The sequence below is a fragment of the Bacillus sp. PS237 genome (genome assembly GCF_037963345.1).
Lineage (GTDB): Bacteria > Bacillota > Bacilli > Bacillales > Bacillaceae > Bacillus > Bacillus subtilis.
In genome coordinates this window covers 1,986,266-2,012,477 of record NZ_CP150156.1, presented here as the reverse complement: position 1 = coordinate 2,012,477, position 26,212 = coordinate 1,986,266, and the positions used below count along the sequence as shown (strand labels likewise).

General features: G+C 46.8%; 3 protein-coding genes. All 3 read left to right on the top strand.

Features of this window, described 5'->3' with window-relative positions:
* Window positions 1-8: 8 nt before the first annotated feature.
* The 3 genes from ppsB to ppsD are packed head-to-tail and all read left to right on the top strand — an operon-like array spanning window position 9 to window position 26,211.
* Entirely contained in the window at window positions 9-7,691 is a 7,683-nt protein-coding gene (gene ppsB / locus NST22_RS10105; RefSeq protein WP_019712401.1) for a plipastatin non-ribosomal peptide synthetase PpsB, read from the top strand.
* Between the two features lie 16 nt (window positions 7,692-7,707).
* A complete protein-coding gene (ppsC, locus tag NST22_RS10100) occupies window positions 7,708-15,375 on the top strand; it encodes a plipastatin non-ribosomal peptide synthetase PpsC (protein ID WP_048217643.1) in 7,668 nt (2,555 codons plus the stop codon).
* A 24-nt stretch (window positions 15,376-15,399) separates the two neighbouring features.
* Complete coding sequence (gene ppsD, locus NST22_RS10095; RefSeq protein ID WP_110109396.1) at window positions 15,400-26,211, top strand: plipastatin non-ribosomal peptide synthetase PpsD; 10,812 nt, start codon at window positions 15,400-15,402, stop codon at window positions 26,209-26,211.
* The last annotated feature ends 1 nt before the right edge of the window (window position 26,212 follow it).

The window sequence follows — 26,212 nt, the reverse complement described above, 5'->3', positions numbered from 1 at the left end:
TGGAATTGATGGCACAATCGGCACAAATTCAAGATATTTATCCGTTATCGCACATGCAGGAAGGAATGCTGTTTCATTCACTAATGGATTTCAGCTCGAAAGCATATATCGAACAGACCTCGTTTACGATCACAGGGAATCTATGCGTCGACTCGTTTCAAAAGAGCTTAAACCTTCTTGTTTCTAGATATGATATTTTCAGAACGATTTTCATTAAAGAAGTACCAGATCTTACAGGTCCGCAGCAGGTAGTTCTATCAAACCGTGAATTGACAGTATATAGAGAAGATATTTCTCGCCTGGCTGATCAAGAACAGCAGACGCTGATTGATGCTTTTATGACTAAGGATCGGGAAAAAGGATTTGATTTGCAAAAAGATCCTTTAATGCGTCTTGCCCTTTTTGATAGAGGAGACAGCCAATATACATGTGTCTGGACACATCACCATATCATCATGGATGGGTGGTGTCTCGGCATTATTCTTAAAGAGTTTTTCAGCATGTATGATTCGCTCAAAAATAACTCACCTGTACAGCTTGGCAGCACGGTGCCGTACAGCCGTTATATTGAATGGCTCGGAGAACAAGATCAAGAAGAGACTGCTGCCTACTGGAGCGAATATTTGAAGGAGTACGGCAATACTGCTTCTATTCCCCGAATAAAGCGCCGCACGGCAGACGGGAATTATAAAGCCGACCAGGTCAGCTTTTCATTAGCGCCGGATATGGTTGAGAAACTGACAGAGGCTGCCCAAAACTGGGGAGTGACATTAAACACGCTGTTTATGAGTATTTGGGGCGTGCTGCTCCATCGATATAATGCTGCAGATGATGCCGTTTTTGGCTCCGTCATTTCGGGACGCCCGTCAGCGATTGACGGGATTGAATCAATGGTCGGTTTGTTTATCAATACTGTTCCAGTGCGAATCCGATCTGCGGAAGGCATAACATTTTCTTCGCTGGTCAAAGCCGTGCAGGAGGATATTTTATCATCTGAACAGCATGGGTATTATCCGCTTTATGAGATTCAAAACCATAGTCCATTGAAGCAAGGGTTGATCGATCATATTTTTGTTTTTGAAAATTACCCTGTACAGCTTCATCAGGCATTAAGCGTGGAGAGTGAAAATGACGAAGGCGCTCTGAAGCTGAGTGACATTTCAATGTCGGAACAAACCAATTACGACTTTAATATCGTTATCGTTCCGGGAGAATCATTTTATATCAAATTCAGCTACAACGCAGACGTTTACGAGCGGGAGGAGATGCTGAGGATTCAGGGGCATCTAAAGCAAGCACTGGATTGCATTTTGACAAATCCCGATGTTGCCGTCAGTGACATCAATATCGTGCCGCCGGAGGAGCAACAGGTTATCCAATTGTTTAACGAAACTGAGCGTCCTTATGTGAACAAAACGATACCCCAATTGTTTGAGGAACAAGCTCACAAAACACCTGAAGCTGCTGCATTGAAAATGGGAAACGAGTGCTGGACCTATCGCCAGTTACAAGTAAGAGCCAATCAGATTGCGCACGCCCTGATAGAAAAAGGCGTTGGATCTGGGGATATCGTTGCTGTAATGATGGGCCGGTCAATGGAAATGCCTGCAGCTCTGCTTGGGATTTGGAAAGCAGGCGGCGCTTATATGCCGCTTGATCCACATTTTCCAGCAGAACGTCTTTCTTTTCTTCTGAAGGACAGTCAAGCGGCTCAATTGCTGATAGAAGAAGACCTTATTTCCTTGATCCCTCCGTCCTATGAAGGAAATACGATAACGATAGAACATACAGAAAGTTACCAAACAGAAGCGCCAAATATGCCGCCAGGTGATCTAGCCTACTTGATCTATACGTCGGGAACGACGGGGCGCCCTAAAGGGGTTTTAGTTGATCATCACGGTATTGCCAATACATTGCAATGGAGACGGGAAGAGTATAGCATGACCGAACAGGATATATCCCTCCATTTGTTTTCGTACGTGTTTGACGGCTGTGTAACGAGCTTATTTACCCCGCTTTTATCTGGTGCGTGCGTACTGCTGACAACAGATGACGAAGCGAAGGATGTGCTGGCCCTTAAGCGAAAAATAGCCCGTTATAAGGTCAGCCACATGATCATTGTTCCTTCCCTGTACAGGGTGTTATTGGAAGTGATGACTGCTGACGATGCAAAAAGTCTTCGTATTGTGACATTTGCGGGTGAAGCGGTCACGCCTGATCTGCTTGAGTTGAATCAAATAATTTGTCCTTCTGCTGAACTGGCAAATGAATACGGGCCCACAGAAAACAGTGTGGCAACAACAATATTGCGGCATCTGAATAAAAAAGAGAGGATCACGATCGGACACCCGATCAGAAACACAAAAGTATTTGTTTTGCACGGAAATCAAATGCAGCCGATCGGCGCGGCGGGTGAACTGTGTATTTCCGGCGCGGGTCTTGCGAGAGGATACTACAAACAGCAAGAGCTGACACAGAAAGCATTCTCCGATCATCCATTCCTTGAAGGGGAGCGTTTATACCGAACAGGTGATGCAGGCCGCTTTTTGCCTGATGGAACGATTGAATATATTGGACGTTTTGATGATCAAGTGAAAATTAGGGGTTATCGTATTGAACTGAGAGAGATTGAAACAGTTCTTCGACAAGCACCGGGGGTAAAAGAAGCAGCGGTACTGGCCCGTGATGTTTCTGCTGAGGAAAAGGAGCTCGTTGCTTATATCGTTCCGGAAAAGGGAAACAGCCTCCCAGATTTGTATCAGCATCTTGCCGGGACATTGCCGTCCTATATGATCCCAGCAAGTATTATCAACATCAGCCAGATGCCATTAACATCCAGCGGCAAGCTTGACAGGTTTGCGCTTCCTGAACCAGAAAACAATACGAGTGTCACATATATGGCGCCCCGAACCTTAATCGAAGCTGATCTCGCACATATTTGGGAAGATGTGCTGAATAAACAGCACATCGGCATTCGTGATGATTTCTTTCAGTTAGGCGGACAGTCCTTAAAAGCGGCCGCACTGGTATCAAGAATACATAAAAAGCTTAATGTCGAGCTGCCGCTCAGTGAGGTGTTTTCTTATCCGACGGTTGAAAGCATGGCGGTCAAATTGATGAGCTTAAAAGAACACGCTTTTACACAGATTGAACCTGCGGATCAAAGAGATGTCTATCCGCTGTCTTTCTCGCAAAAACGATTATATGCTCTTCATCAGCTGGCAGATGACAGCACAGGCTACAACATGCCAGCTGTACTTGAATTACGCGGAAATCTGAATCGCCAGCGGTTGAGAAGCGTTCTCACAGAACTTGTGAATCGGCATGAAGCATTACGGACTGTTTTTGTGCTTGACAGAGACGAGCCTGTGCAGATCATTTATCCAGAGATGGCTTTTGATCTAAAAGAGCTTGAAATGGAATCAGAACAAATGCTTGAGTCTGCAATCGAGACCTTTATCAAACCGTTTTATCTATCATCCGGTCCGCTTTTTAGAGCATGTGTCATTACAATGGGCAATAATCGCGGCTTTTTGCTGCTCGATATGCACCATATTATTGCCGACGGTGTCTCGATGAGCACTCTTGTCCAAGAATTTACTGACTTATATTGCGGAAAAGAGTTGCCAGCTTTAAACCTGCATTATAAGGATTTTGCTGTTTGGCAGCAAGAGAAGCACCCGAAAGAGCTATACAAAAAACAGGAGGCCTACTGGCTCGGTCAGCTTGGCGGGAGTCTTCCTACACTAGAATTACCGCTTGATAAAACAAGGCCGCGTCTCCCTGATTTCAGGGGTGGAACAATTGAAGTCAACATTGATAAAGACATGGCTGATGAACTGCACCGTTTAATGGCTGAAACGGGAACAACATTGTATATGATTCTTCTGGCTGTCTATTCTATTTTGTTATCTAAGCTAAGCGGGCAAGAGGATATTGTTGTCGGTTCGCCTGCTGCCGGAAGACCGCACGCTGATCTGGAGCGCGTCATCGGAATGTTCGTCAATACATTGGCGATGCGCAGCAAGCCCGAGGGCCACAAAACGTTCAGCTCCTATTTGCATGACATTCGCCACCTGGCTCTGACCGCTTACGAGCATCAGGATTATCCTTTTGAGGAGCTGGCAGATAAGCTCGATACAAATCGAGAGGTAAATCGCAACCCGCTGTTCGATGCGATGCTTGTGCTTCAAAGCAGTGAAGATTTCCGGTTCGAAGTGCCTGGTCTGTCGATTTCGTCTGTCACTCCTAAACATGATATATCTAAATTCGATTTAACATTACATGCTGAGGAGCATCTGAGTGGAATACGCTGCCGTTTTGAATACAGCACTGCTCTTTTTGAAGAAGAAACCATTACGCAGTGGGCATCCTATTTTATTGAATTGGTAAAAGGGGTAACGGCGGATACTGAGATGAGAATTTCGAACATGCAATTGCTTCCTGCTGCAGAGCGTAGGTTACTCCTTGAAAAAATGGGGCAGTATGCAGCTTATCCGAGAAATGAAAACATAGTAAGCTTATTTGAAAAGCAAGTAGCTCAGTATCCGGAGCATATCGCAGTGGTGTGCGGCCATTCTCAGCTTACGTATCGAGACCTGAATGAAAAAGCCGAGCGGGCAGCTGCTATGCTGATCAAACAAGGGGTCAGAACTGGCGATATCGTCGGTCTGATGCTCGATCGGTCACCTGATATGATCATTGGCGTTTTATCGATTTTAAAAGCTGGCGGGGCCTATTTGCCGATTGATCCTGAATATCCCAAGGAGCGTATTAGCTTTATGCTCAATGACAGCGGAGCAAAACTGCTGCTGACAGAGCGCGGTCTAAACAAACCTGCAGACTACACCGGGCATATTTTGTATATCGATGAATGTGAAAACAACTCAATTCCGGCTGATGTAAACATTGAAGAAATAGTAACGGATCAGCCCGCATACGTGATATACACATCTGGAACGACTGGTCAGCCAAAGGGAGTCATTGTCGAGCACCGCAATGTGATCAGTCTCTTGAAGCATCAAAACCTGCCTTTTGAATTTAACCATGAAGACGTCTGGACGTTATTTCATTCTTATTGCTTTGATTTCTCTGTATGGGAGATGTTCGGTGCGTTATTGAACGGAAGTACATTAGTCGTGGTCTCTAAAGAAACAGCCCGTGACCCCCAAGCATTCCGATTATTGTTAAAAAAAGAGCGCGTCACTGTACTCAATCAGACCCCGACTGCTTTTTACGGCTTGATGCTTGAAGACCAAAATCATACAGATCATTTAAACATCCGCTATGTGATTTTTGGCGGCGAAGCCTTACAGCCCGGATTGCTTCAAAGCTGGAATGAAAAATATCCTCATACTGATTTGATTAATATGTACGGTATTACAGAAACAACGGTCCATGTAACATTCAAAAAATTGTCCTCAGCTGACATTGCAAAAAATAAAAGCAATATCGGCCGGCCTCTTTCTACTCTGCAGGCTCATGTGATGGATGCCCATATGAACCTGCAGCCGACCGGAGTTCCAGGGGAGCTGTATATAGGCGGCGAAGGTGTGGCACGGGGATATCTCAACAGAGATGAGCTGACCGCTGACCGTTTTGTATCCAATCCTTATCTTCCGGGAGACAGATTATACCGAACAGGAGATCTTGCTAAGCGCCTGTCAAATGGCGAGCTGGAATACTTAGGCCGCATTGATGAGCAGGTGAAAGTCAGAGGGCACCGTATTGAGTTAGGCGAAATCCAAGCGGCACTTCTTCAGTATCCAATGATTAAAGAGGCGGCTGTCATTACCAGAGCAGACGAGCAAGGGCAAACAGCTATATATGCATATATGGTGATAAAAGATCAACAGGCTGCGAATATATCAGACATCCGAACTTACCTAAAAAACGCCTTGCCTGACTTTATGCTGCCTGCCCGTATGATACAAATTGACAGCATCCCGGTGACTGTTAATGGAAAGCTCGATCAGAAAGCCCTGCCAGAGCCTGAAAAACAAGCTTATACAGCTGATGATATCAGTCCTAGAAATGAGATTGAAACGGTGATGGCTGAAATTTGGGAAGAGCTTCTTAATGTAGATGAGCTGGGTGTAAGCGCCAATTTCTTTAAGCTTGGCGGAGACTCTATTAAAGCGCTGCAGGTTTGTGCCAGACTGAAGCAGCGCGGATTTGAAACGACAGTACGTGAGATGTTTGAACATCAGACTCTTGGTGAACTGTCCGCCCGGGTTCGAAAAGACGTACGCGCCATTGACCAAGGCCCGGTCGAAGGCGAGATTACTTGGACACCTATCCAGCAGTGGTTTTTCTCGCAATCTCTGGAAAGCCATCATTTTAACCAATCCGTTATGATCTACCGGGCTGAACGATTTGATGAGGCTGCGCTTAGAAAAGTACTAAAAAGCCTTGTGACTCATCATGATGCACTGAGAATCGTATGCCGGCATGAAGATGGCAGGCAAGTGCAGATAAACAGAGGGATAGATCTTTCAGATGAGGAGCTATATGCACTTGAACTGTTTGATGTAAAGGATAGCCTAACAGAAGCCCGGAACACGATTGAGGAAGCAGCCAGCCGGATGCAAGAACATATTCGTTTGGAAACCGGCCCCTTACTTCACGCTGGATTGTTTAGAACCGAGAATGGTGACCATTTATTTCTAACGATTCATCACTTAGTTGTTGATGCGGTTTCTTGGCGCATTTTGTTTGAGGATTTTTCAACAGCTTACAAACAGGCAGTCTCAGGAGAATCTATTAAACTGCCGCAAAAAACAGATTCATATTTAACGTATTCACAAAGAATAGCTGACTACTCTATAAGCCGCCAGGTGCAGCGCGAAGCAGCGTACTGGGATGAGTGCGAGAACCGTCACATCCAGCCTATTCCAAAAGACAATGACGCAGCATCTAACACATTCAAAGATACAGAAGTGATTGATTTTGAGCTATCTCGCCATCACACAGAATTACTATTAACGGCTGCACATAAAGCTTACAGCACGGAGATGAATGATATCCTTCTGACAGCTTTAGGTCTTGCTTTGCAGAAATGGACGGGAAATAACCAATTTAAAATCAGCATGGAGGGCCATGGAAGGGAATCATATCTTGAGGACATCGATATTAGCAGAACTGTTGGCTGGTTCACCTCCATTTATCCTGTGTGGCTTGATATGAGAGATTCCGATCATAAGGACAAAGAAGAGCGGCTGGGCCACCTTATTAAACAGACAAAAGATATGCTGCACCGTATACCGCATAAAGGCGCGGGCTACGGCGTGCTGAAATATATCAGCAAAAGATGGGGCTCTCAGAAAAACAGCCCAGAAATCAGCTTTAATTATTTAGGCCAGTTTGATCAGGATATTCAATCAAATGCCTTTGAGGTGTCTGACATCAAGCCAGGAAATGAGATCAGCCCGAACTGGGAGCGTCCTTATGCACTGGATATCAGCGGCGCCGTTTCTTCGGGGTGCCTGAACATGCACATCATCTATAACAGGTTTCAATTTGAGGAAAAAACAATCCAAACATTTTCCAGGCATTTTAAACAGACTCTGGAAAACATCATTGAGCATTGTACCGGCAAAGAAAACCAAGAGTGGAGCGCATCTGATTTCACTGATGAAGACTTAACGCTTGATGAATTGAGTGAGATCATGGGAGCCGTCAACAAACTATAGGAGAGGAGATTCACTGATGCCGCAGCAACCTGAAATACAGGATATATACCCTTTGTCATTTATGCAGGAAGGGATGCTTTTTCACTCACTGTATGATGAACAGTCGAGAGCTTATTTTGAACAGGCTTCTTTTACGATCCATGGACAGCTTGACTTGGAGCGTTTCCAAAAAAGTATGGATGCTGTTTTTGACAGGTACGATATCTTTCGAACAGCATTCATCTATAAAAATGTAGCCAAACCTCGTCAAGTCGTGCTCAAGCAACGTCATTGCCCTATTCATATTGAAGATATTTCCCATCTCAATGAAAGGGATAAAGAACATTGTACCGAGGCATTCAAAGAGCAGGACAAATCCAAAGGCTTTGATCTCCAAACGGATGTACTGATGAGAATATCTATTTTAAAATGGGCGCCTGATCATTATGTCTGTATCTGGAGCCACCATCATATTTTAATGGATGGCTGGTGTTTAGGCATCGTCATTAAAGACTTTCTCCATATTTATCAAGCGCTGGGTAAAGGCCAGCTTCCTGATTTGCCTCCCGTACAGCCGTACGGGACGTATATTAAATGGCTGATGCAGCAAGATCGTGAAGAAGCAGCTGAGTACTGGAAAAAGAGGCTTCAGCATTTCGAAAAATCTACACCCCTGCCGAAAAGAACAGATCAAATTCCGAATGGGACACTACAGCAGATCACGTTTGCCATTCCCGAAAAAGAAACCGCCGAATTACAGAAAATCGCAGCAGCTTCTGGTGCGACACTAAACACTGTTTTCCAAGCTTTATGGGGGATTATGCTTCAAAAGGTCAATCGCAGCAGCGATGCTGTGTTCGGTTCAGTTATATCAGGCAGACCTTCTGAGCTAAAAGATGTGGAAAACATGGTCGGGCTTTTTATCAATACCATTCCTATTCGAGCCCAAAGTGATTCTCTGTCTTTTTCTGACCTAGTCAGGAGAATGCAAAAGGACATGAATGAGGCAGAAGCCTATAGTTACTTTCCCTTGTATGATATTCAGGCGCAGAGTGCTCTAAAGCAAGAGTTGATCGATCATATTATCGTCTTTGAAAATACACCTACCCAGCAAGAGATCGAAGAGCTGAATCAAGCGGGGTCATTTGATTTCTCCGTCAAAGATTTTGAGATGGAAGAGGTGACCAATTATAGTTGCAGTGTCAAAGTGATCCCAGGCCGTACCTTGTACGTTCGGATTCATTTTCAGACCAGCGCTTATCAACCAAGCATGATGTCCGAAATAAAAGATTATTTGCTGCACATGGTCTCTGACGTCATCTCTGATCCATCTCTTCCTGTGTCAAAGATGACGTTGCTAGATGAGGACAAAACACGGAAAATCGTTTCTCAAAATAACAGGACAGTATCTGTTTCACCTGAAGCCCCAACCCTGCATGGGCTGTTTGAACGACAGGCGGCAGTCACACCGGAGCGGCTGGCCATTCGCTTTTCAGGCGGTTCGCTGACATACGCTGAGCTTGATATGTACGCCAGCCGGCTGGCTGCGCACCTTGCGGCACGCGGCGTCACAAACGAAAGTATCGTCGGTGTCCTGTCTGAACGCTCACCTGACATGCTGATCGCTGTCCTTGCTGTATTGAAGGCCGGAGGGGCGTATTTGCCGCTTGATCCTGCGTATCCAAAGGAGCGGCTGAGCTACATGCTGAAAGACAGCGGGGCATCGCTCTTGCTGACACAGCCGGGATGCTCCGCACCAAACTTTTCTGGCGAAACGCTTGAAGTGGACATGACATCTCTTGAGTGTGAAGAAGTAAAACGTCATGTGTCTGCTTCTGTTAGCGACGGATCTCTCGCCTATGTCATCTATACATCGGGCTCTACCGGGCAGCCGAAAGGAGTGGCCGTTGAGCACCGCCAGGCTGTTTCCTTTCTGACCGGCATGCAGCACCAGTTTCGGCTTTCGGAAGATGACATTGTCATGGTGAAAACCTCTTTTTCCTTTGATGCGTCTGTGTGGCAGCTGTTTTGGTGGGCTCTTTCCGGTGCTTCGGCGTATCTGCTTCCGCCCGGCTGGGAAAAAGACTCCGCATTGATCGTACAAGCCATTCATCAGGAAAACGTGACAACGGCTCATTTTATTCCGGCTATGCTGAACAGCTTTCTCGATCAAGCGGAAATCGAAAGGCTGAGTGACAGGACAAGCCTAAAGCGTGTATTCGCCGGAGGTGAACCGCTTGCGCCGCGTACGGCAGCCCGTTTTGCTTCTGTATTGCCGCAGGTATCATTAATCCATGGCTACGGGCCGACAGAAGCCACGGTAGACGCGGCATTTTACGTGTTAGATCCAGAACGGGACAGAGACCGTTTGCGGATTCCGATTGGGAAGCCCGTACCTGGTGCGCGTTTGTATGTTTTAGATCCGCATTTAGCCGTACAGCCTTCCGGTGTCGCCGGCGAACTATACATTGCCGGAGCGGGTGTTGCCAGAGGTTATTTGAATCGGCCGGCATTAACGGAGGAGCGTTTTCTTGAAGACCCGTTTTACCTGGGGGAACGCATGTACAAAACCGGGGATGTGGCGCGCTGGCTCCCTGACGGGAATGTTGAATTCCTCGGGCGCACGGATGATCAGGTGAAAATCCGCGGCTACCGGATTGAGCCGGGAGAGATTGAAGCGGCACTAAGAAGCATAGAAGGCGTAAGGGAGGCGGCCGTTACCGTACGGACAGACAGCGGCGAGCCGGAATTATGCGCTTATGTAGAAGGGCTCCAAAGAAACGAAGTGCGTGCACAGCTTCAGAGACTGTTGCCGGGCTACATGGTCCCAGCCTATATGATAGAAATGGAACAGTGGCCGGTTACACCAAGCGGAAAGCTCGACCGAAACGCCCTGCCAGCTCCTGGCGGAGCGGCAGATGCGGAGACCTACACGGCGCCGAGAAACGTGACTGAGATGAAGCTTTCTCAGCTGTGGGAGGACGTGCTGAAAAATGGCCCTGTCGGGATTCACGACAACTTTTTTGACCGCGGGGGACATTCCTTAAAAGCAACGGCGCTTGTCTCACGGATCGCCAAAGAATTCGATGTACAGGTGCCGCTAAAAGATGTGTTTGCCCATCCGACGGTAGAAGGACTGGCTACCGTTATCCGTGAAGGAACGGACAGTCCATATGAAGCGATTAAGCCCGCTGAAAAACAGGAAACCTATCCGGTTTCCTCTGCCCAAAAGCGGATTTATGTCCTTCAGCAGCTGGAGGACGGAGGGACAGGCTACAATATGCCGGCTGTGTTAGAGCTCGAAGGGAAGCTCAACCTTGAAAGGATGGACAGAGCTTTCAAAGAGCTGATCAAGCGCCACGAGTCGCTTCGGACCGCCTTCGAACAGGACGCAGGAGGCGACCCGGTGCAGCGCATCCATGACGAGGTGCCGTTTACGTTACAGACTACAGTTCTCGGCGCACGAACCGAAGAGGAGGCCGCAGCCGCATTTATCAAACCGTTTGATCTCAGCCAAGCGCCGCTGTTCCGTGCCCAAATCGTAAAGGTATCAGATGAGCGGCACCTGTTGCTGGTTGATATGCATCACATCATTTCAGACGGTGTTTCCGTCAACATTCTGATTCGGGAATTCGGCGAACTGTACAATAATCGGAAGCTTCCGGCACTGCGCATTCAATATAAAGATTATGCCGTATGGCAAGAAGGATTCAAAACAGGAGACGCGTACAAAACGCAGGGGGCGTACTGGCTGAAGCAGCTCGAGGGCGAGCTGCCTGTGCTGGATCTTCCGGCTGATCATGCCCGCCCGCCGATGCGAAGCTTCGCGGGTGACAAGGTCTCATTTACGCTGGATCAAGAGGTTACATCAGGCCTTTACAAGCTGGCACGAGAAAACGGAAGCACACTGTACATGGTGCTCCTTGCAGCTTACACCGCGTTCTTGTCACGCTTAAGCGGACAGGAAGATATCATCGTCGGCTCGCCAATTGCCGGCCGGCCGCACAAGGATCTTGAGCCGATACTCGGCATGTTTGTGAACACGCTGGCGCTTCGGACGCGCCCGGAGGGCGGGAAGCCGTTTGTACAGTACTTGCAGGAAGTGCGCGAGACAGCAATGGAAGCCTTTGAGCACCAAGATTACCCGTTCGAAGAGCTTGTTGATAAGCTTGAATTGACACGAGATATGAGCAGAAATCCGCTGTTTGACGTAATGTTTGTTCTTCAAAATATGGATCAGGAATCGTTGGAGCTGGATGAACTTTGTCTCAAACCTGCAGCAAACAATGGGCATCAAACGTCCAAATTTGATTTAACCCTATATGCCCAGGAACAGCCCCGCGGTTTGCTGACGTTCCAAATGGAGTTTAGTACTGACTTATATAAGAAAAAAACGATAGAAAAGTGGCTTCAATACTTCAACAATATGTTACTCTCCATCATCAAAGACAACAAAGCCGCTCTCGGAACAATAAATATCCTGAATGAGGATGAGGCCCATTACCTTATCCACGAGCTCAATCGTACAAAAATAGATTATCCAAGAAATGAAACCATCAGCAGACTCTTTGAAATGCAGGCAGAACAAACACCTAATGCTGTAGCAATTGTCAGCGACACCCAAGTATTCACTTACGAGGACCTGAACAGCTGGGCAAATCAAATTGCCTCAGTTCTACAGATAAAGGGCGTAGGGCCTGATAGTGTTGTAGCCTTGTTGACAGGCAGAACACCAGAACTCATTGCAGGAATGCTGGGCATTCTAAAAGCCGGGGGAGCCTATCTGCCTATCGATTCTAATCTGCCTGTTGAACGCATAGCTTATATGCTGTCTGACAGCAGGGCAGCATTACTCCTTCAATCTGAAAAAACAGAAAAACGGCTATTAGGCATTGAATGTGAACAAATCATAATCGAAGATATTCAAAAGCAAGGAGAGGCGAAGAACGTTGAATCTTCAGCAGGGCCCCATTCACTTGCATATATCATTTATACCTCTGGATCAACCGGTAAACCAAAGGGTGTCATGATTGAGCAGCGAAGTGTAATTCGTCTTGTTAAAAACAGCAATTATATTACATTTACACCTGAAGACCGCCTTCTGATGACATCATCAATCGGTTTCGACGTTGGGTCATTTGAAATTTTCGGACCGCTGCTAAATGGTGCCGCTTTGCATCTGTCCGATCAACAAACATTTCTCGATTCCCATCAGCTTAAGAGGTACATAGAACATCAAGGAATCACAACGATTTGGCTGACATCTTCTCTATTCAATCATTTGACAGAGCAAAATGAACAAACATTTTCACAGCTGAAACATTTGATTATTGGCGGAGAAGCTTTGTCGCCGAGCCACGTCAATCGAATCAGAAATGTCTGCCCTGAAGTATCTATATGGAATGGATATGGCCCTACCGAAAATACAACTTTTTCGACATGCCTTCACATTCAAAAAACATATGAACTTTCCATTCCGATCGGGCGGCCGGTTGGTAATTCCACCGCTTTTATCTTAAATCAATGGGGAGTGCTGCAGCCGGTCGGAGCTGTCGGTGAACTTTGTGTCGGCGGAGATGGCGTCGCCAGAGGATATTTGGGCCGTCCTGATTTAACGAAAGAGAAATTTGTCCCACATCCATTTGCACCTGGCGATCGACTGTATCGCACAGGTGATCTGGCGCGCTGGCTTTCCGATGGCACAATTGAGTACGTTGGCCGTATTGATGATCAAGTAAAAGTCAGAGGCTATCGGGTGGAGCTGGGTGAAATCGAAACAGCACTTCGTCAAATAGACGGGGTCAAAGAAGCCGCAGTGTTAGCACGTACAGCCCAGACCGGGAGCAAAGAGCTGTTTGGCTATATCAGCGTAAAAGCAGGCACGAATGCTGAACAAGTGCGTTCTCTTCTCGCGCGTTCGCTGCCAAACTATATGATCCCGGCGTATATCATTGAAATGGAGACTCTTCCGCTCACATCAAACGGCAAATTGAACCGGAAAGCACTGCCTGAACCAGATGTCGCATCTAAACAAACATACATCCCGCCACGCAACGAACTTGAAGAGCAGCTGGCATTGATCTGGCAGGAGGTTCTAGGCATCCAGAGGATCGGAATAGAGGATTCGTTTTTTGAATTGGGCGGAGATTCAATCAAAGCCCTTCAAGTTTCTGCACGCCTTGGGCGCTATGGACTAAGCTTGCAGGTAAGTGATTTATTCCGTCATCCAAAGATAAAGGACTTATCACCATTTATCCGTAAGTCAGAGAGAATCATAGAGCAAGGACCCATTCAGGGTGACGTTCCTTGGACGCCTGTTCAGCAATGGTTTTTTTCACAAGATATTGAAGAAAGACACCATTTCAATCAGTCTGTCATGCTATTCCATTCTGGACGTTTGTCTGAAAACGCCCTTAGACCAGCCTTGAAAAAACTGGCGGAGCATCATGATGCGCTTCGGATGGTTTATCGCAACGATGACAGGCGATGGATTCAAATCAACCAAGGCATTCATGAGTCACAGCTATACAGCTTAAGAATCTCTGATCTTTCACAGTCAGAAAGCGGCTGGGAGACGAAAATCAAACAAGAAGTTGCCGATCTTCAGCAAAGCATCAATTTGCAGGAAGGACCATTGTTGCACGCCGCTTTGTTTAAAACACTGACCGGAGATTACTTGTTCCTTGCGATCCATCACCTTGTCGTTGATGGTGTCTCATGGCGGATTTTGCTGGAGGATTTGTCAGCCGGATATCAACAAGCTGCTGCAGGCCAGACGATCCAGCTTCCGCCTAAAACGGATTCCTACCAGGAATACGCAAGACGCATACAGGAATATGCCCAAAGCAGTAAGCTGATTCGCGAAGAGGCGTATTGGCGAAGTGTAGAAGAACAGCAAGCCGCAGAACTGCCCTATGAAATACCGCATCATGTGAACATCGACTTCAGCAAAAGGGACTCATTAAGCTTTTCACTGACTGAAGCAGACACCGCCGTCTTGCTGCAAAACGTCAATCACGCCTATGGCACAGATACACAAGATATTCTGTTAACCGCAGCATCCTTGGCGATTTGTGAATGGACAGGAGGAAGCAAGCTCCGTATCGCTATGGAAGGACACGGGAGAGAACACATTCTGCCAGAGTTAGATATAAGCAGGACGGTCGGCTGGTTTACATCCATGTACCCGGCCCTCATAAGCTTTGAAAATCATAGGGATGAGCTCGGAACCTCAGTAAAAACCGTTAAAGATACACTGGGCCGGATACCAAACAAAGGGGTAGGTTACGGTATGCTGAAATACCTTACACACCCTGAAAATAAAAGCATTACGTTTTCAAAAACACCTGAAATCAGCTTTAACTATTTGGGCCAGTTCAACGACATCGAAAGACAGGACACCTTCCGCCCATCAAGCCTTGGTAGCGGAAAGGATATCACTCATACATGGAAGCGCGAGCAAATCATCGAGATGAGTGCAATGGCAGCAGACAAAAAGCTCCATTTCAATCTTAGTTATCCGCCAGCCCGCTTTCACAGAAACACAATGGAACAGCTTATTAACAGGATTGAACACTTTTTGCTGGACATTATGAAACACTGCGCCGGTCAACAGAAAGCAGAAAAGACACTGAGCGATTTCAGCAGTCAATCATTAACGGCAGAGGACTTGGACAGCATAACCAGCTTGGTGGAAGAATTGTAGAAAATCGTGACAGGAGACATGAACATGACAAAAGCGAATTCAATTCAGGATATTTATCCGCTGTCTTACATGCAGGAAGGGATGCTTTTCCATTCCCTCCTGCAAAAAGATTCACAGGCGTATGTTGAGCAAGCTTCTTTTACAATAGAAGGAAAAGTCAACCCGCAGTTTTTTCATAACAGCATCAACGCTCTTGTAGAAAGACATGATATTTTCAGAACGATTTTTATCAGCCAAAATGTTTCCTCCCCCCAGCAGGTTGTTCTGAGAGAACGAAATGTCATCGTACTGGAAGAAGACATTACTCATTTAAACGAGGCGGAGCAATCACAGTTTATCGAGCAATGGAAAGAAAAGGACCGGGACCGGGGGTTTCATTTGCAAAAGGATGTGCTCATGCGCATCGCTCTGATTCAAACAGGAGAGAGCCAGTACACTTGTATTTGGACCTTTCATCACATCATGATGGACGGTTGGTGCCTCAGCATTGTGCTAAAGGAGTTTCTGCATATTTACGCATCTTATGTAAATGCATCCCCTATAACATTGGAGCCGGTCCAGCCATACGGAAAGTATATCAAATGGCTGATGGAGCAAGACAAAGAGCAGGCGGTTTCTTATTGGGACCATTATCTTTCCGGCCACGAACAGCAAACCGTGCTCCCGAAGCAGAAAAAAACAAAGGGAAAAAGCAGGCAGGAACACGTTACATTTTCATTCTCTAAGGAAGAAAGCAGCAGGCTTTCAGAGCTTGCTGCAAGAGAAGAAGTGACACTCAGTACGATTTTTCATACCATTTGGGGCATTCTGCTACAAAAATATAATAATAACGATGACGCCGTATTCGGTTCTGTCATTTCAGGAAGACCCGCAGAAATCGAAGGCATTGAACATATGGTAGGTCTTTTCATTAATACGATGCCGGTTCGGGTGCAGGGGGCAAAAACGCCATTTCTTCAACTTATAAAAGATATGCAAAAAGACCGTCTTGCCGCTGAAGCGTACAGCTACCACCCTTTATATGAGATTCAATCCCGCTCAGCTGTTAAACAAGGGCTGATTGATCATATTCTCGTATTTGAAAACTATCCGGTGCAGCAAGAGATTCAAATGCTGAACAAACAGGAACATGCTTCTGATCTTTTTCAGATTCATAATTTCACTGTCGCAGATGAAACCAACTACAGCTTTTATCTTATGGTGGCGCCAGGGGAAGAAATTCATATCAAAATGAACTATGATGCGGAGCAGCACGATCGGTCTTTTGTGCTCTCTGTCAAAGAGCATCTTCTGAATGCTGTATCACAAATCTTAAATAATCCGAATCTTCCACCTGAAGAAATCGATATCACGACAGATACTGAAAAGCGGCAGCTGATTGGAGAAATCACAGATCAAACACCAGTTTACGAAACCATCCATGCCATGTTTGAAAAGCAAGCGGAAAAGACACCAGATGCTTATGCTGTAATTGATCAAGCCTGCTCATTAACATACAGAGAACTGAATAAAGCGGCTAACAGATTGGCACGGCATTTACGAATGAAAGGCGTTGTGAGACAGGAACCCGTTGCGATTATGATGGAACGCTCAGCGGCGTTTATCACAGGTGTTCTTGGTATCTTAAAGGCAGGCGGCGCCATTGTTCCGGTTGATCCGCATTACCCGGCTGACAGAATCCGTTATATTCTGCATGATTGCGGCTGTTCGCATGTTGTTTCACAAGCGCATCTTTCCTCATCGTTAGAAGACAATTACATTATCACTCATCCAGAAGATATCGAAAGCAAAGTAGACGGCAGTAACATAAAGTCAGTCAACAATGCTGACGATCTGCTGTATATGATTTATACATCAGGCACAACAGGTAAACCAAAGGGTGTTCAATTTGAGCATCGAAACATGGCTAACTTGCTGAAATTCGAATATACTCACTCCGGCATTGACTTTGAAGCAGATGTTCTGCAATTTGCGACGCCTTCCTTCGACGTCTGCTATCAAGAAATTTTTTCTGCGCTTCTGAAAGGCGGCACACTGCACATCGTGCCAGAAGCCATAAAAAGAGATGTGCCTCAGCTGTTTGCATTTATAAACAAGCATCAGACGAATATTGTGTTTCTCCCAACTGCTTTTATCAAAATGATTTTCAGCGAGCGAGAACTTGCGAACTCGTTTCCTGATGGCGTCAAACACCTGATCGCAGCCGGGGAACAATTAATGATTTCAGACCTTTTCCAAGATGTGTTGCGTAAACGCGGCATACACCTGCACAATCATTACGGACCTTCAGAAACTCATGTGGTATCTACGTATACCATTCATCCTGGAGACCCTATTCCTGAGCTTCCGCCAATCGGTAAACCGATAGGCTGTACTGATCTATATATTTTGAATCATCAAAAACAGCTTCAGCCATGCGGCGTACCAGGCGAACTCTATATTTCCGGCGCAAGTGTTGCCAGAGGATATGTCAATCACGATAAACTGACAAGCGACAAATTTTCATCCGATCCATTCAAGCCTGATGTGATCATGTACCGGACAGGTGATTTGGCCAGACGGCTTGAAGACGGCAACATCGAATATATCGGACGGGCAGACAATCAAGTGAAAATCAGAGGTTATCGAATTGAGCCGCAAGAAATCGAAGTCACGCTAATGAATCATCCGGACATTAGTGAGGCTGCCATTCTCATCTGGCAAGATCAAAACGGTGAACATGAATTATGCGCTTACTATTGCAGTGTACAAAAGCTGAACGCAATAGATTTACGCAGTTATATGGCTAGTGAGCTCCCAGAATACATGATTCCGGCGAAATGGATATGGGTTGACAGCATACCTCTTACCCCAAACGGAAAAGTAGATCGCGCAGCACTTCCGGAGCCAGATGCTTCAATCAGCGGAAACCCATATACCGCCCCTCGAAATCTGTTAGAGGCAAAGCTTTCACAACTATTTGAAGATGTACTGAATAATGGCCATATAGGCATCCAAGACAACTTTTTTGACCATGGCGGCCACTCGTTAAAAGCAACAGTGCTTATGTCACGGATCGCTAAGGAGTTTCATGTGCAAGTTCCGCTAAAGGACATCTTTGCCCATCCGACTGTTGAAGGATTAGCTTCAATCATTCGAGAGGCAGAACAAAATCCGTATGCAGCAATTGAACCAGCAGAAGAAAGGGATACATATCCTGTATCTTCGGCCCAAAAACGAATGTATGTGCTTCAACAGCTTGATGAGGGTGTCGCCTATAACATGCCTGCGGTCTTAGAACTGGAAGGTGCACTGGATGTCGCCAAACTGTCTGCTGTATGTAAAGAACTGATCAATCGGCATGAGCCGCTTCGAACTTCCTTTGTATCCGGAGCTGATGACGAGCCGGTTCAGCGTATCCACACCGAAGTGCCGTTTACGTTAAGTAAAGAGACCACTATCGAGGGATTTGTCCGTCCCTTTGATCTCAGCCAGGCGCCATTATTTAGAGCAGGCCTTATAGAAGTGTCAAACGAGAAGCATGTATTGCTGGTGGATATGCACCATATCATTTCAGATGGCGTATCCGTTCAGCTCCTAATCCGAGAATTTACCGATCTTTATGCAAACCGGCAGCTTAAGCCATTGCGGATCCAATATAAAGATTACGCCGTATGGCAACAGAAATTTAAAAAGGGAGACTCGTACCAAAAGCAGGAGACTTACTGGCAGCAGCAGTTTAGCGGGGACCTTCCTATACTGGAGCTTCCAACAGATAAACGACGTCCGGCAGAACGGCAATTCATAGGCGGGAAAGTAACCTTTCAATTGGACAAAGAGATCACGGCCCGCATAAAGCGGCTCGCCCATAAAAACAGAAGCACGCTTTATATGACGCTTCTCGCTTTGTATTCAGCCTTTTTGTCTCGGTTAAGCGGTCAGGATGATATCGTGATTGGTTCACCTATCGCCGGACGGCCCCATGCCGACCTTGAAGCTGTTCTTGGGATGTTCGTCAATACATTGGCTCTCCGCACACGCCCGGCGGGTAATAAGACATTTGAGGAATTTCTGAAAGAAGTCAGACAGACGGCACTAGAAGCGTATGAGCATCAGGATTACCCGTTTGAAGAGCTTGTGGACAAACTCGGTGTGCAGCGGGAAATGAGCCGGAATCCTTTGTTTGACACAACGCTAGTCCTTCAGAATATGGAACAGCAAAAGCTAAAAATGAATGATGTACAGCTTCAGTGGAACGACTTGGAGCACCCAATATCAAAATTTGATATTTCCCTATACGTTACAGAGCATGATTCCGAGCTTTTCTGTCAGTTTGAATACAGTACAGCTTTGTTTGAGAAAGAAACCATCCAAAGGTGGGCCAGCCTTTTCACCACGCTTGTGGAACATACAGCTGCCAGTCCTGAAACAGAATTGGACAATATTCCAATCTTAACAAAAGAAGAAGAGCGAGATTTCATTGAATCATGCCATCTGTTTGAGGAGACGGGCTATTCAATGAATCAAACGCTCCACTATGCACTCGAACAGCAGGCAGAAAAAACGCCTGATCAGGCGGCCGTTATCTTCGAAGATGGAGTGATGACCTATAAAGAATTGAACGAACAGGCTAACCGTATCGCCTGGGAGCTGATCGGACGGGGGGTAAAACCCGAAACGACTGTTGCCATTATAGGAAAGCGTTCACCTGAAATGCTGCTTGGCATTTATGGCATTCTTAAAGCTGGCGGCGCTTATCTGCCCATCGACCCGGATTATCCGGAAGAACGAATCAGCTTTCTGCTGGAGGACAGCGGTACAAACATTCTCCTGCTTCAGTCTGCCGGCCTTCATGTTCCGGAATTTACAGGAGAGATTGTCTATCTCAATCAGACAAATAGCGGACTGGCACATCGTTTGTCCAATCCGAATGTGGATGTTCTCCCGCAATCTTTAGCCTATGTCATCTATACATCCGGCTCTACCGGGATGCCTAAGGGTGTTGAAATTGAACATCGATCAGCGGTGAATTTTTTGAATTCCCTACAGTCCCGCTATCAGCTAAAGCATTCAGATATGATTATGCACAAAACATCATATTCATTCGATGCTTCAATATGGGAGCTGTTTTGGTGGCCTTATGCCGGAGCTTCTGTTTATCTGCTTCCTCAGGGAGGCGAAAAAGAACCTGAAGTGATCGCGAAGGCCATAGAAGAACAAAAGATCACAGCTATGCATTTTGTGCCTTCAATGCTCCATGCATTTTTAGAACATATAAAATATCGCTCTGTACCGATTAAGACAAACAGACTCAAGCGAGTGTTTTCTGGGGGAGAACAGCTGGGGACCCATCTTGTCTCCCGATTTTACGAGTTGCTTCCAAATGTTTCAATAACCAATTCCTATGGGCCAACGGAAGCAACCGTAGAAGCTGCATTCTTTGATTGTCCGCCGCATGAAAAACTTGAACGGATCCCAATTGGAAAACCTGTTCATCATGTCAGATTATATCTCCTGAATCAGAATCAGCGGATGCTGCCTGTTGGATGTATCGGCGAACTGTACATAGCCGGAGCGGGTGTTGCCAGAGGTTATTTGAATCGGCCGGCATTAACGGAGGAGCGTTTTCTTGAAGACCCGTTTTACCCGGGTGAACGCATGTACAAAACCGGGGATGTGGCGCGCTGGCTCCCTGACGGGAATGTTGAATTCCTCGGGCGCACGGATGATCAGGTGAAAATCCGCGGCTACCGGATTGAGCCGGGAGAAATTGAAGCGGCACTAAGAAGTATAGAAGGTGTAAGAGAGGCGGCCGTTACCGTACGGACAGACAGCGGGGAGCCGGAATTATGCGCTTATGTAGAAGGGCTCCAAAGAAACGAAGTCCGAGCGCAGCTTGAGAGACTGTTGCCGGGCTACATGGTCCCAGCCTATATGATAGAGATGGAACAGTGGCCGGTTACGCCAAGCGGAAAGCTCGACCGAAACGCCCTGCCAGCTCCTGGCGGAGCGGCAGATGCGGAGACCTACACGGCGCCGAGAAACGTGACTGAGATGAAGCTTTCTCAGCTGTGGGAGGACGTGCTGAAAAATGGCCCTGTCGGGATTCACGACAACTTTTTTGACCGCGGGGGACATTCCTTAAAAGCAACGGCGCTTGTCTCACGGATCACCAAAGAATTCGATGTACAGGTGCCGCTAAAAGATGTGTTTGCCCATCCGACGGTAGAAGGACTGGCTACCGTTATCCGTGAAGGAACGGACAGTCCATATGAAGCGATTAAGCCCGCTGAAAAACAGGAAACCTATCCGGTTTCCTCTGCCCAAAAGCGGATTTATGTCCTTCAGCAGCTGGAGGACGGAGGGACAGGCTACAATATGCCGGCTGTGTTAGAGCTCGAAGGGAAGCTCAACCCTGAAAGGATGGACAGAGCTTTCCAAGAGCTGATCAAGCGCCACGAGTCGCTTCGAACCTCCTTCGAACAGGACGAAGGAGGCGATCCGGTGCAGCGCATCCATGACGAGGTGCCGTTTACGTTACAGACTACAGTTCTCGGCGCACGAACCGAACAGGAGGCCGCAGCCGCATTTATCAAACCGTTTGATCTCAGCCAAGCGCCGCTGTTCCGTGCCCAAATCGTAAAGGTATCAGATGAGCGGCACCTATTGCTGGTTGATATGCATCACATCATTTCAGACGGTGTTTCCGTCAACATTCTGATTCAAGAATTCGGCGAGCTGTACAATAATCGGAAGCTTCCGGCGCTGCGCATTCAATATAAAGATTATGCCGTATGGCAAGAAGGATTCAAAACAGGAGACGCGTACAAAATGCAGGAGGCGTACTGGCTGAAGCAGCTCGAGGGCGAGCTGCCTGTGCTGGATCTCCCCGCTGATCATGCCCGCCCGCCGGTGCGAAGCTTCGCGGGTGACAAGGTCTCATTTACGCTGGAACCAGAGGTTGCATCAGGCCTTCACAAGCTGGCACGAGAAAACGGAAGCACACTGTACATGGTGCTCCTTGCGGCTTACACCGCGTTCTTGTCACGCTTAAGCGGACAGGAAGATATCATCGTCGGCTCGCCAATCGCCGGCCGGCCGCACAAGGATCTTGAGCCGATACTCGGCATGTTTGTGAACACGCTGGCGCTTCGGACGCGCCCGGAGGGCGGGAAGCCATTCGTACAGTATTTGCAGGAAGTGCGTGAGACAGCATTGGAAGCCTTTGAGCACCAGAATTACCCGTTCGAAGAGCTTGTCGATAAGCTTGAATTGACACGAGATATGAGCCGGAACCCAGTGTTTGATGCGATGTTAGTTGTTCAAAATAATGATTACGAGCCATTGCATCTTCATGATTTGCAAATGAAGCCGGCACAAGTTTCTCATCTCGTTTCTAAATTCGATTTGACACTACAGGCATCTGAGGGCGACGGAAACATTCATTTCCTTTTTGAATATTCAACCGCATTGTTCGAGAAAACCACCATTGAACGCTGGGCATCGCATTTAACAAATGTACTTAGCATCATCGGCAAAAACCCGAAGGTGACACTCAACCATATCGACATCCTGACCCAAGAAGAGCGGCACCAGCTGCTTAATGAGTTTAACACCGGGCAAGCGAATCAATACGGAGTTCAAACAATCAGTCAATTGTTTGAGCAGCAAGCTGCACGAACACCAAAAGCTTCTGCACTTGTCAGCGGAGACAAAACACTCACTTATCAGGAGCTTGACGAGTGGTCCAATGGAATCGCACGTGCATTGCGCAGCCGAGGTGTTAAGCCGGACACACCAGTAGGCATCATGATGCATCGTTCGTTCAGTATGATAGCATCCATACTTGGTGTGTGGAAAGCCGGAGGCTGTTACGTTCCCATTGATCCTGAATACCCGAAAGAACGGAAACGCTATATCCTCAGCGACAGCGGAACGAAACTGCTGATGACAATAAATGAAGCGGATCTGGGAGTACTTGCTGACTTTGAAGGAGAGATCTTGACGATAGAAAGCGTAGAGGAAGACGACAAATCGCCGCTGCCGCAAATGTCGTCTGCCCATCATTTGGCTTATATCATTTATACTTCAGGAACGACGGGCCGTCCAAAAGGGGTAATGGTCGAGCATAAAGGGATTGCTAACACTCTTCAGTGGCGGCGAAACGCTTATGCATTCAACGAGACAGATACCATTCTGCAGCTCTTTTCTTTCTCATTTGACGGCTTTATAACTAGTATGTTTACACCGCTTTTGTCAGGTGCAAAAGCCGTTTTGCTTCATGAAGAGGAAGCGAAGGATATTCTGGCCATTAAGCATCAGCTGTCTCGTCAACGGATTACACATATGATTATTGTGCCTGTTTTATATCGAGCGCTTTTGGACGTAGTGCAGCCGGAAGATGTAAAGACGCTTAGAGTCGTCACACTGGCGGGAGAAGCGGCTGACCGCGAATTGATCGCCCGCAGCTTAGCTATATGTCCGCATACCGAACTCGCCAACGAATATGGACCGACAGAAAACAGCGTGGCGACTACCGTCATGAGACATATGGAAAAGCAGGCATACGTAAGCATCGGCCAGCCGATTGACGGAACTCAAGTGCTGATTTTAAATAGCAATCATCAGCTTCAGCCAATCGGTGTTGCGGGAGAGCTTTGTATAGCAGGAACAGGGCTTGCAAGAGGGTACGTTAATCTTCCAGAACTGACAGAGAGAGCATTCACGCAGAATCCATTTAAACCCGAAGCACGAATGTACCGAACAGGAGACGCCGCCAGATGGATGGCCGACGGTACACTCGAATATCTCGGAAGAATCGATGATCAAGTCAAAATCAGAGGATACCGTGTAGAAACGAAAGAAATTGAATCGGTCATCCGGTGTATAAAGGGTGTAAAAGACGCCGCAGTAGTTGCTCATGTAACAGCGTCAGGACAAACCGAATTAAGCGCTTATGTGGTGACAAAACCAGGGTTGAGCACAAATGCTGTACGCTCAGAATTACAAAACAAGCTGCCGGTGTTTATGCACCCTGCGTTTATTGAAAAACTGGACTCACTTCCATTGTCACCAAACGGCAAGCTGGATCGCGGAGCACTTCCAAAACCTGTATACAACCACGAAGGTGAACGTCCATTCCTCCCGCCATCCAGCAAAATGGAACAAATACTGGCAGATATATGGAAAGAAGTACTGGGGGCAGAAAAGATCGGAACAGCTGATTCGTTCTTTGAACTTGGCGGAGATTCAATCAAAGCGTTACAGGTATCTGCGCGGCTTCACCGGATAGGCAAGCAAATGGCAGTGAAAGATTTGTTTAGCCATCCGACCATTCAAGAATTGGCAGCTTATATCCGTGATTCAGATACAAGTTCCAGCCAAGCTGCGGTTGAGGGAGACGTACAATGGTCGCCTGTTCAAAAATGGTTTCTTTCTCAAGATATAAAAGAAAAACACCATTTTAATCAGTCCGTAATGCTGCATCGAAGCACCTCTGTACAAGAAGACGCACTGCGAAAAACGTTAAAAGCAATAACGTGTCATCATGATGCGCTGCGAATGGTGTTTACACAGAATGAACAAGGAAAGTGGGATCAATATAATCGGCCGCTCAGTCATTCGGACGACGCGTTGTACGGCCTTCAGATGATTGATTTGTCAGCTCCGGACGGCACTGATGGAAATAGACCGTATGAACCTCTTATCAAGCGCCATGTACTTGATATTCAGCAGAAAATGGATTTGAAGAATGGTCCGCTGCTGCAAGCCGGTCTTTTCCACACAATTGACGGTGATTTCTTATTTTTATCTGCTCATCACCTCGTCGTTGACGGCATCTCATGGCGGGTTCTGCTTGAAGATTTGGCTTTAGGGTATCGCCAAGCTGCTGGCGGGGAGGATATCAAACTGCCGCCTAAAACAAGCTCGTTTAAAGCGTATGCGAAAAAGCTCTCTGACTACGCTGAAAGCCAGCAGCTAATGAAACAGCTCAAGTATTGGCGCGAAGCCGAAGAGTATCAAACAGAGGCATTGCCTTTTGATCAAATCGATGGAACTAGAGCACACGAGGGACAACGGTCCACAATTTCGTTTACCTTAAACGATAAAGAGACAGCAGCACTCTTAAAAGACGCCAACAGCGCATATAACACTGATACGCAGGACATGCTGCTCGCTTCTGTCATTCTTGCGCTGCGCCATTGGACCAATCAATCCGCCTTCAAACTATCATTAGAGGGCCACGGGCGAGAGGATGTATTAAAAGGAATAGATGTGAGCCGGACGATTGGATGGTTTACCGCCATTTATCCGTTATTGATTAAACTGAACGCAGACTTGCCAGATTCGGAAGAAAGCATGGTTCATGTGCTAAAAACAACAAAAGATACACTGAGACGTGTACCTGACAAAGGATTCGGCTACGGTGTCATCAAATATTTGACTCCGCCTGGCAAAAAAGACATCAATTTCACAGGTGCACCAGAAATCAGCTTTAATTATCTTGGTCAATTTGAAAGCGGCCGCACAGCTGAAGTACCTGAGGAGGACGCCTTCTCATTCTCTCCGCTGGGTGCCGGAGGTGATATCAGCACAACATGGAACCGTGAACAGTCGCTGGATATCAGCGCAATCGCTGCAGAAGGAAAATTGACTGTCAATATGACTTATGACAATGCCCGCTTTCAGCGCAAAACCATCGAACAGCTTAGCGAAACATGCCGTCAATTTTTATTACAGCTGATCGAACACTGCCAGAACAAAAGCGAAACAGAAAAGACGATCAGTGATTTTGATGATCAAGAACTGACCGAGGACGCCCTGCAAGAGATCGCTGATATGCTCAGTTTTCACTAAT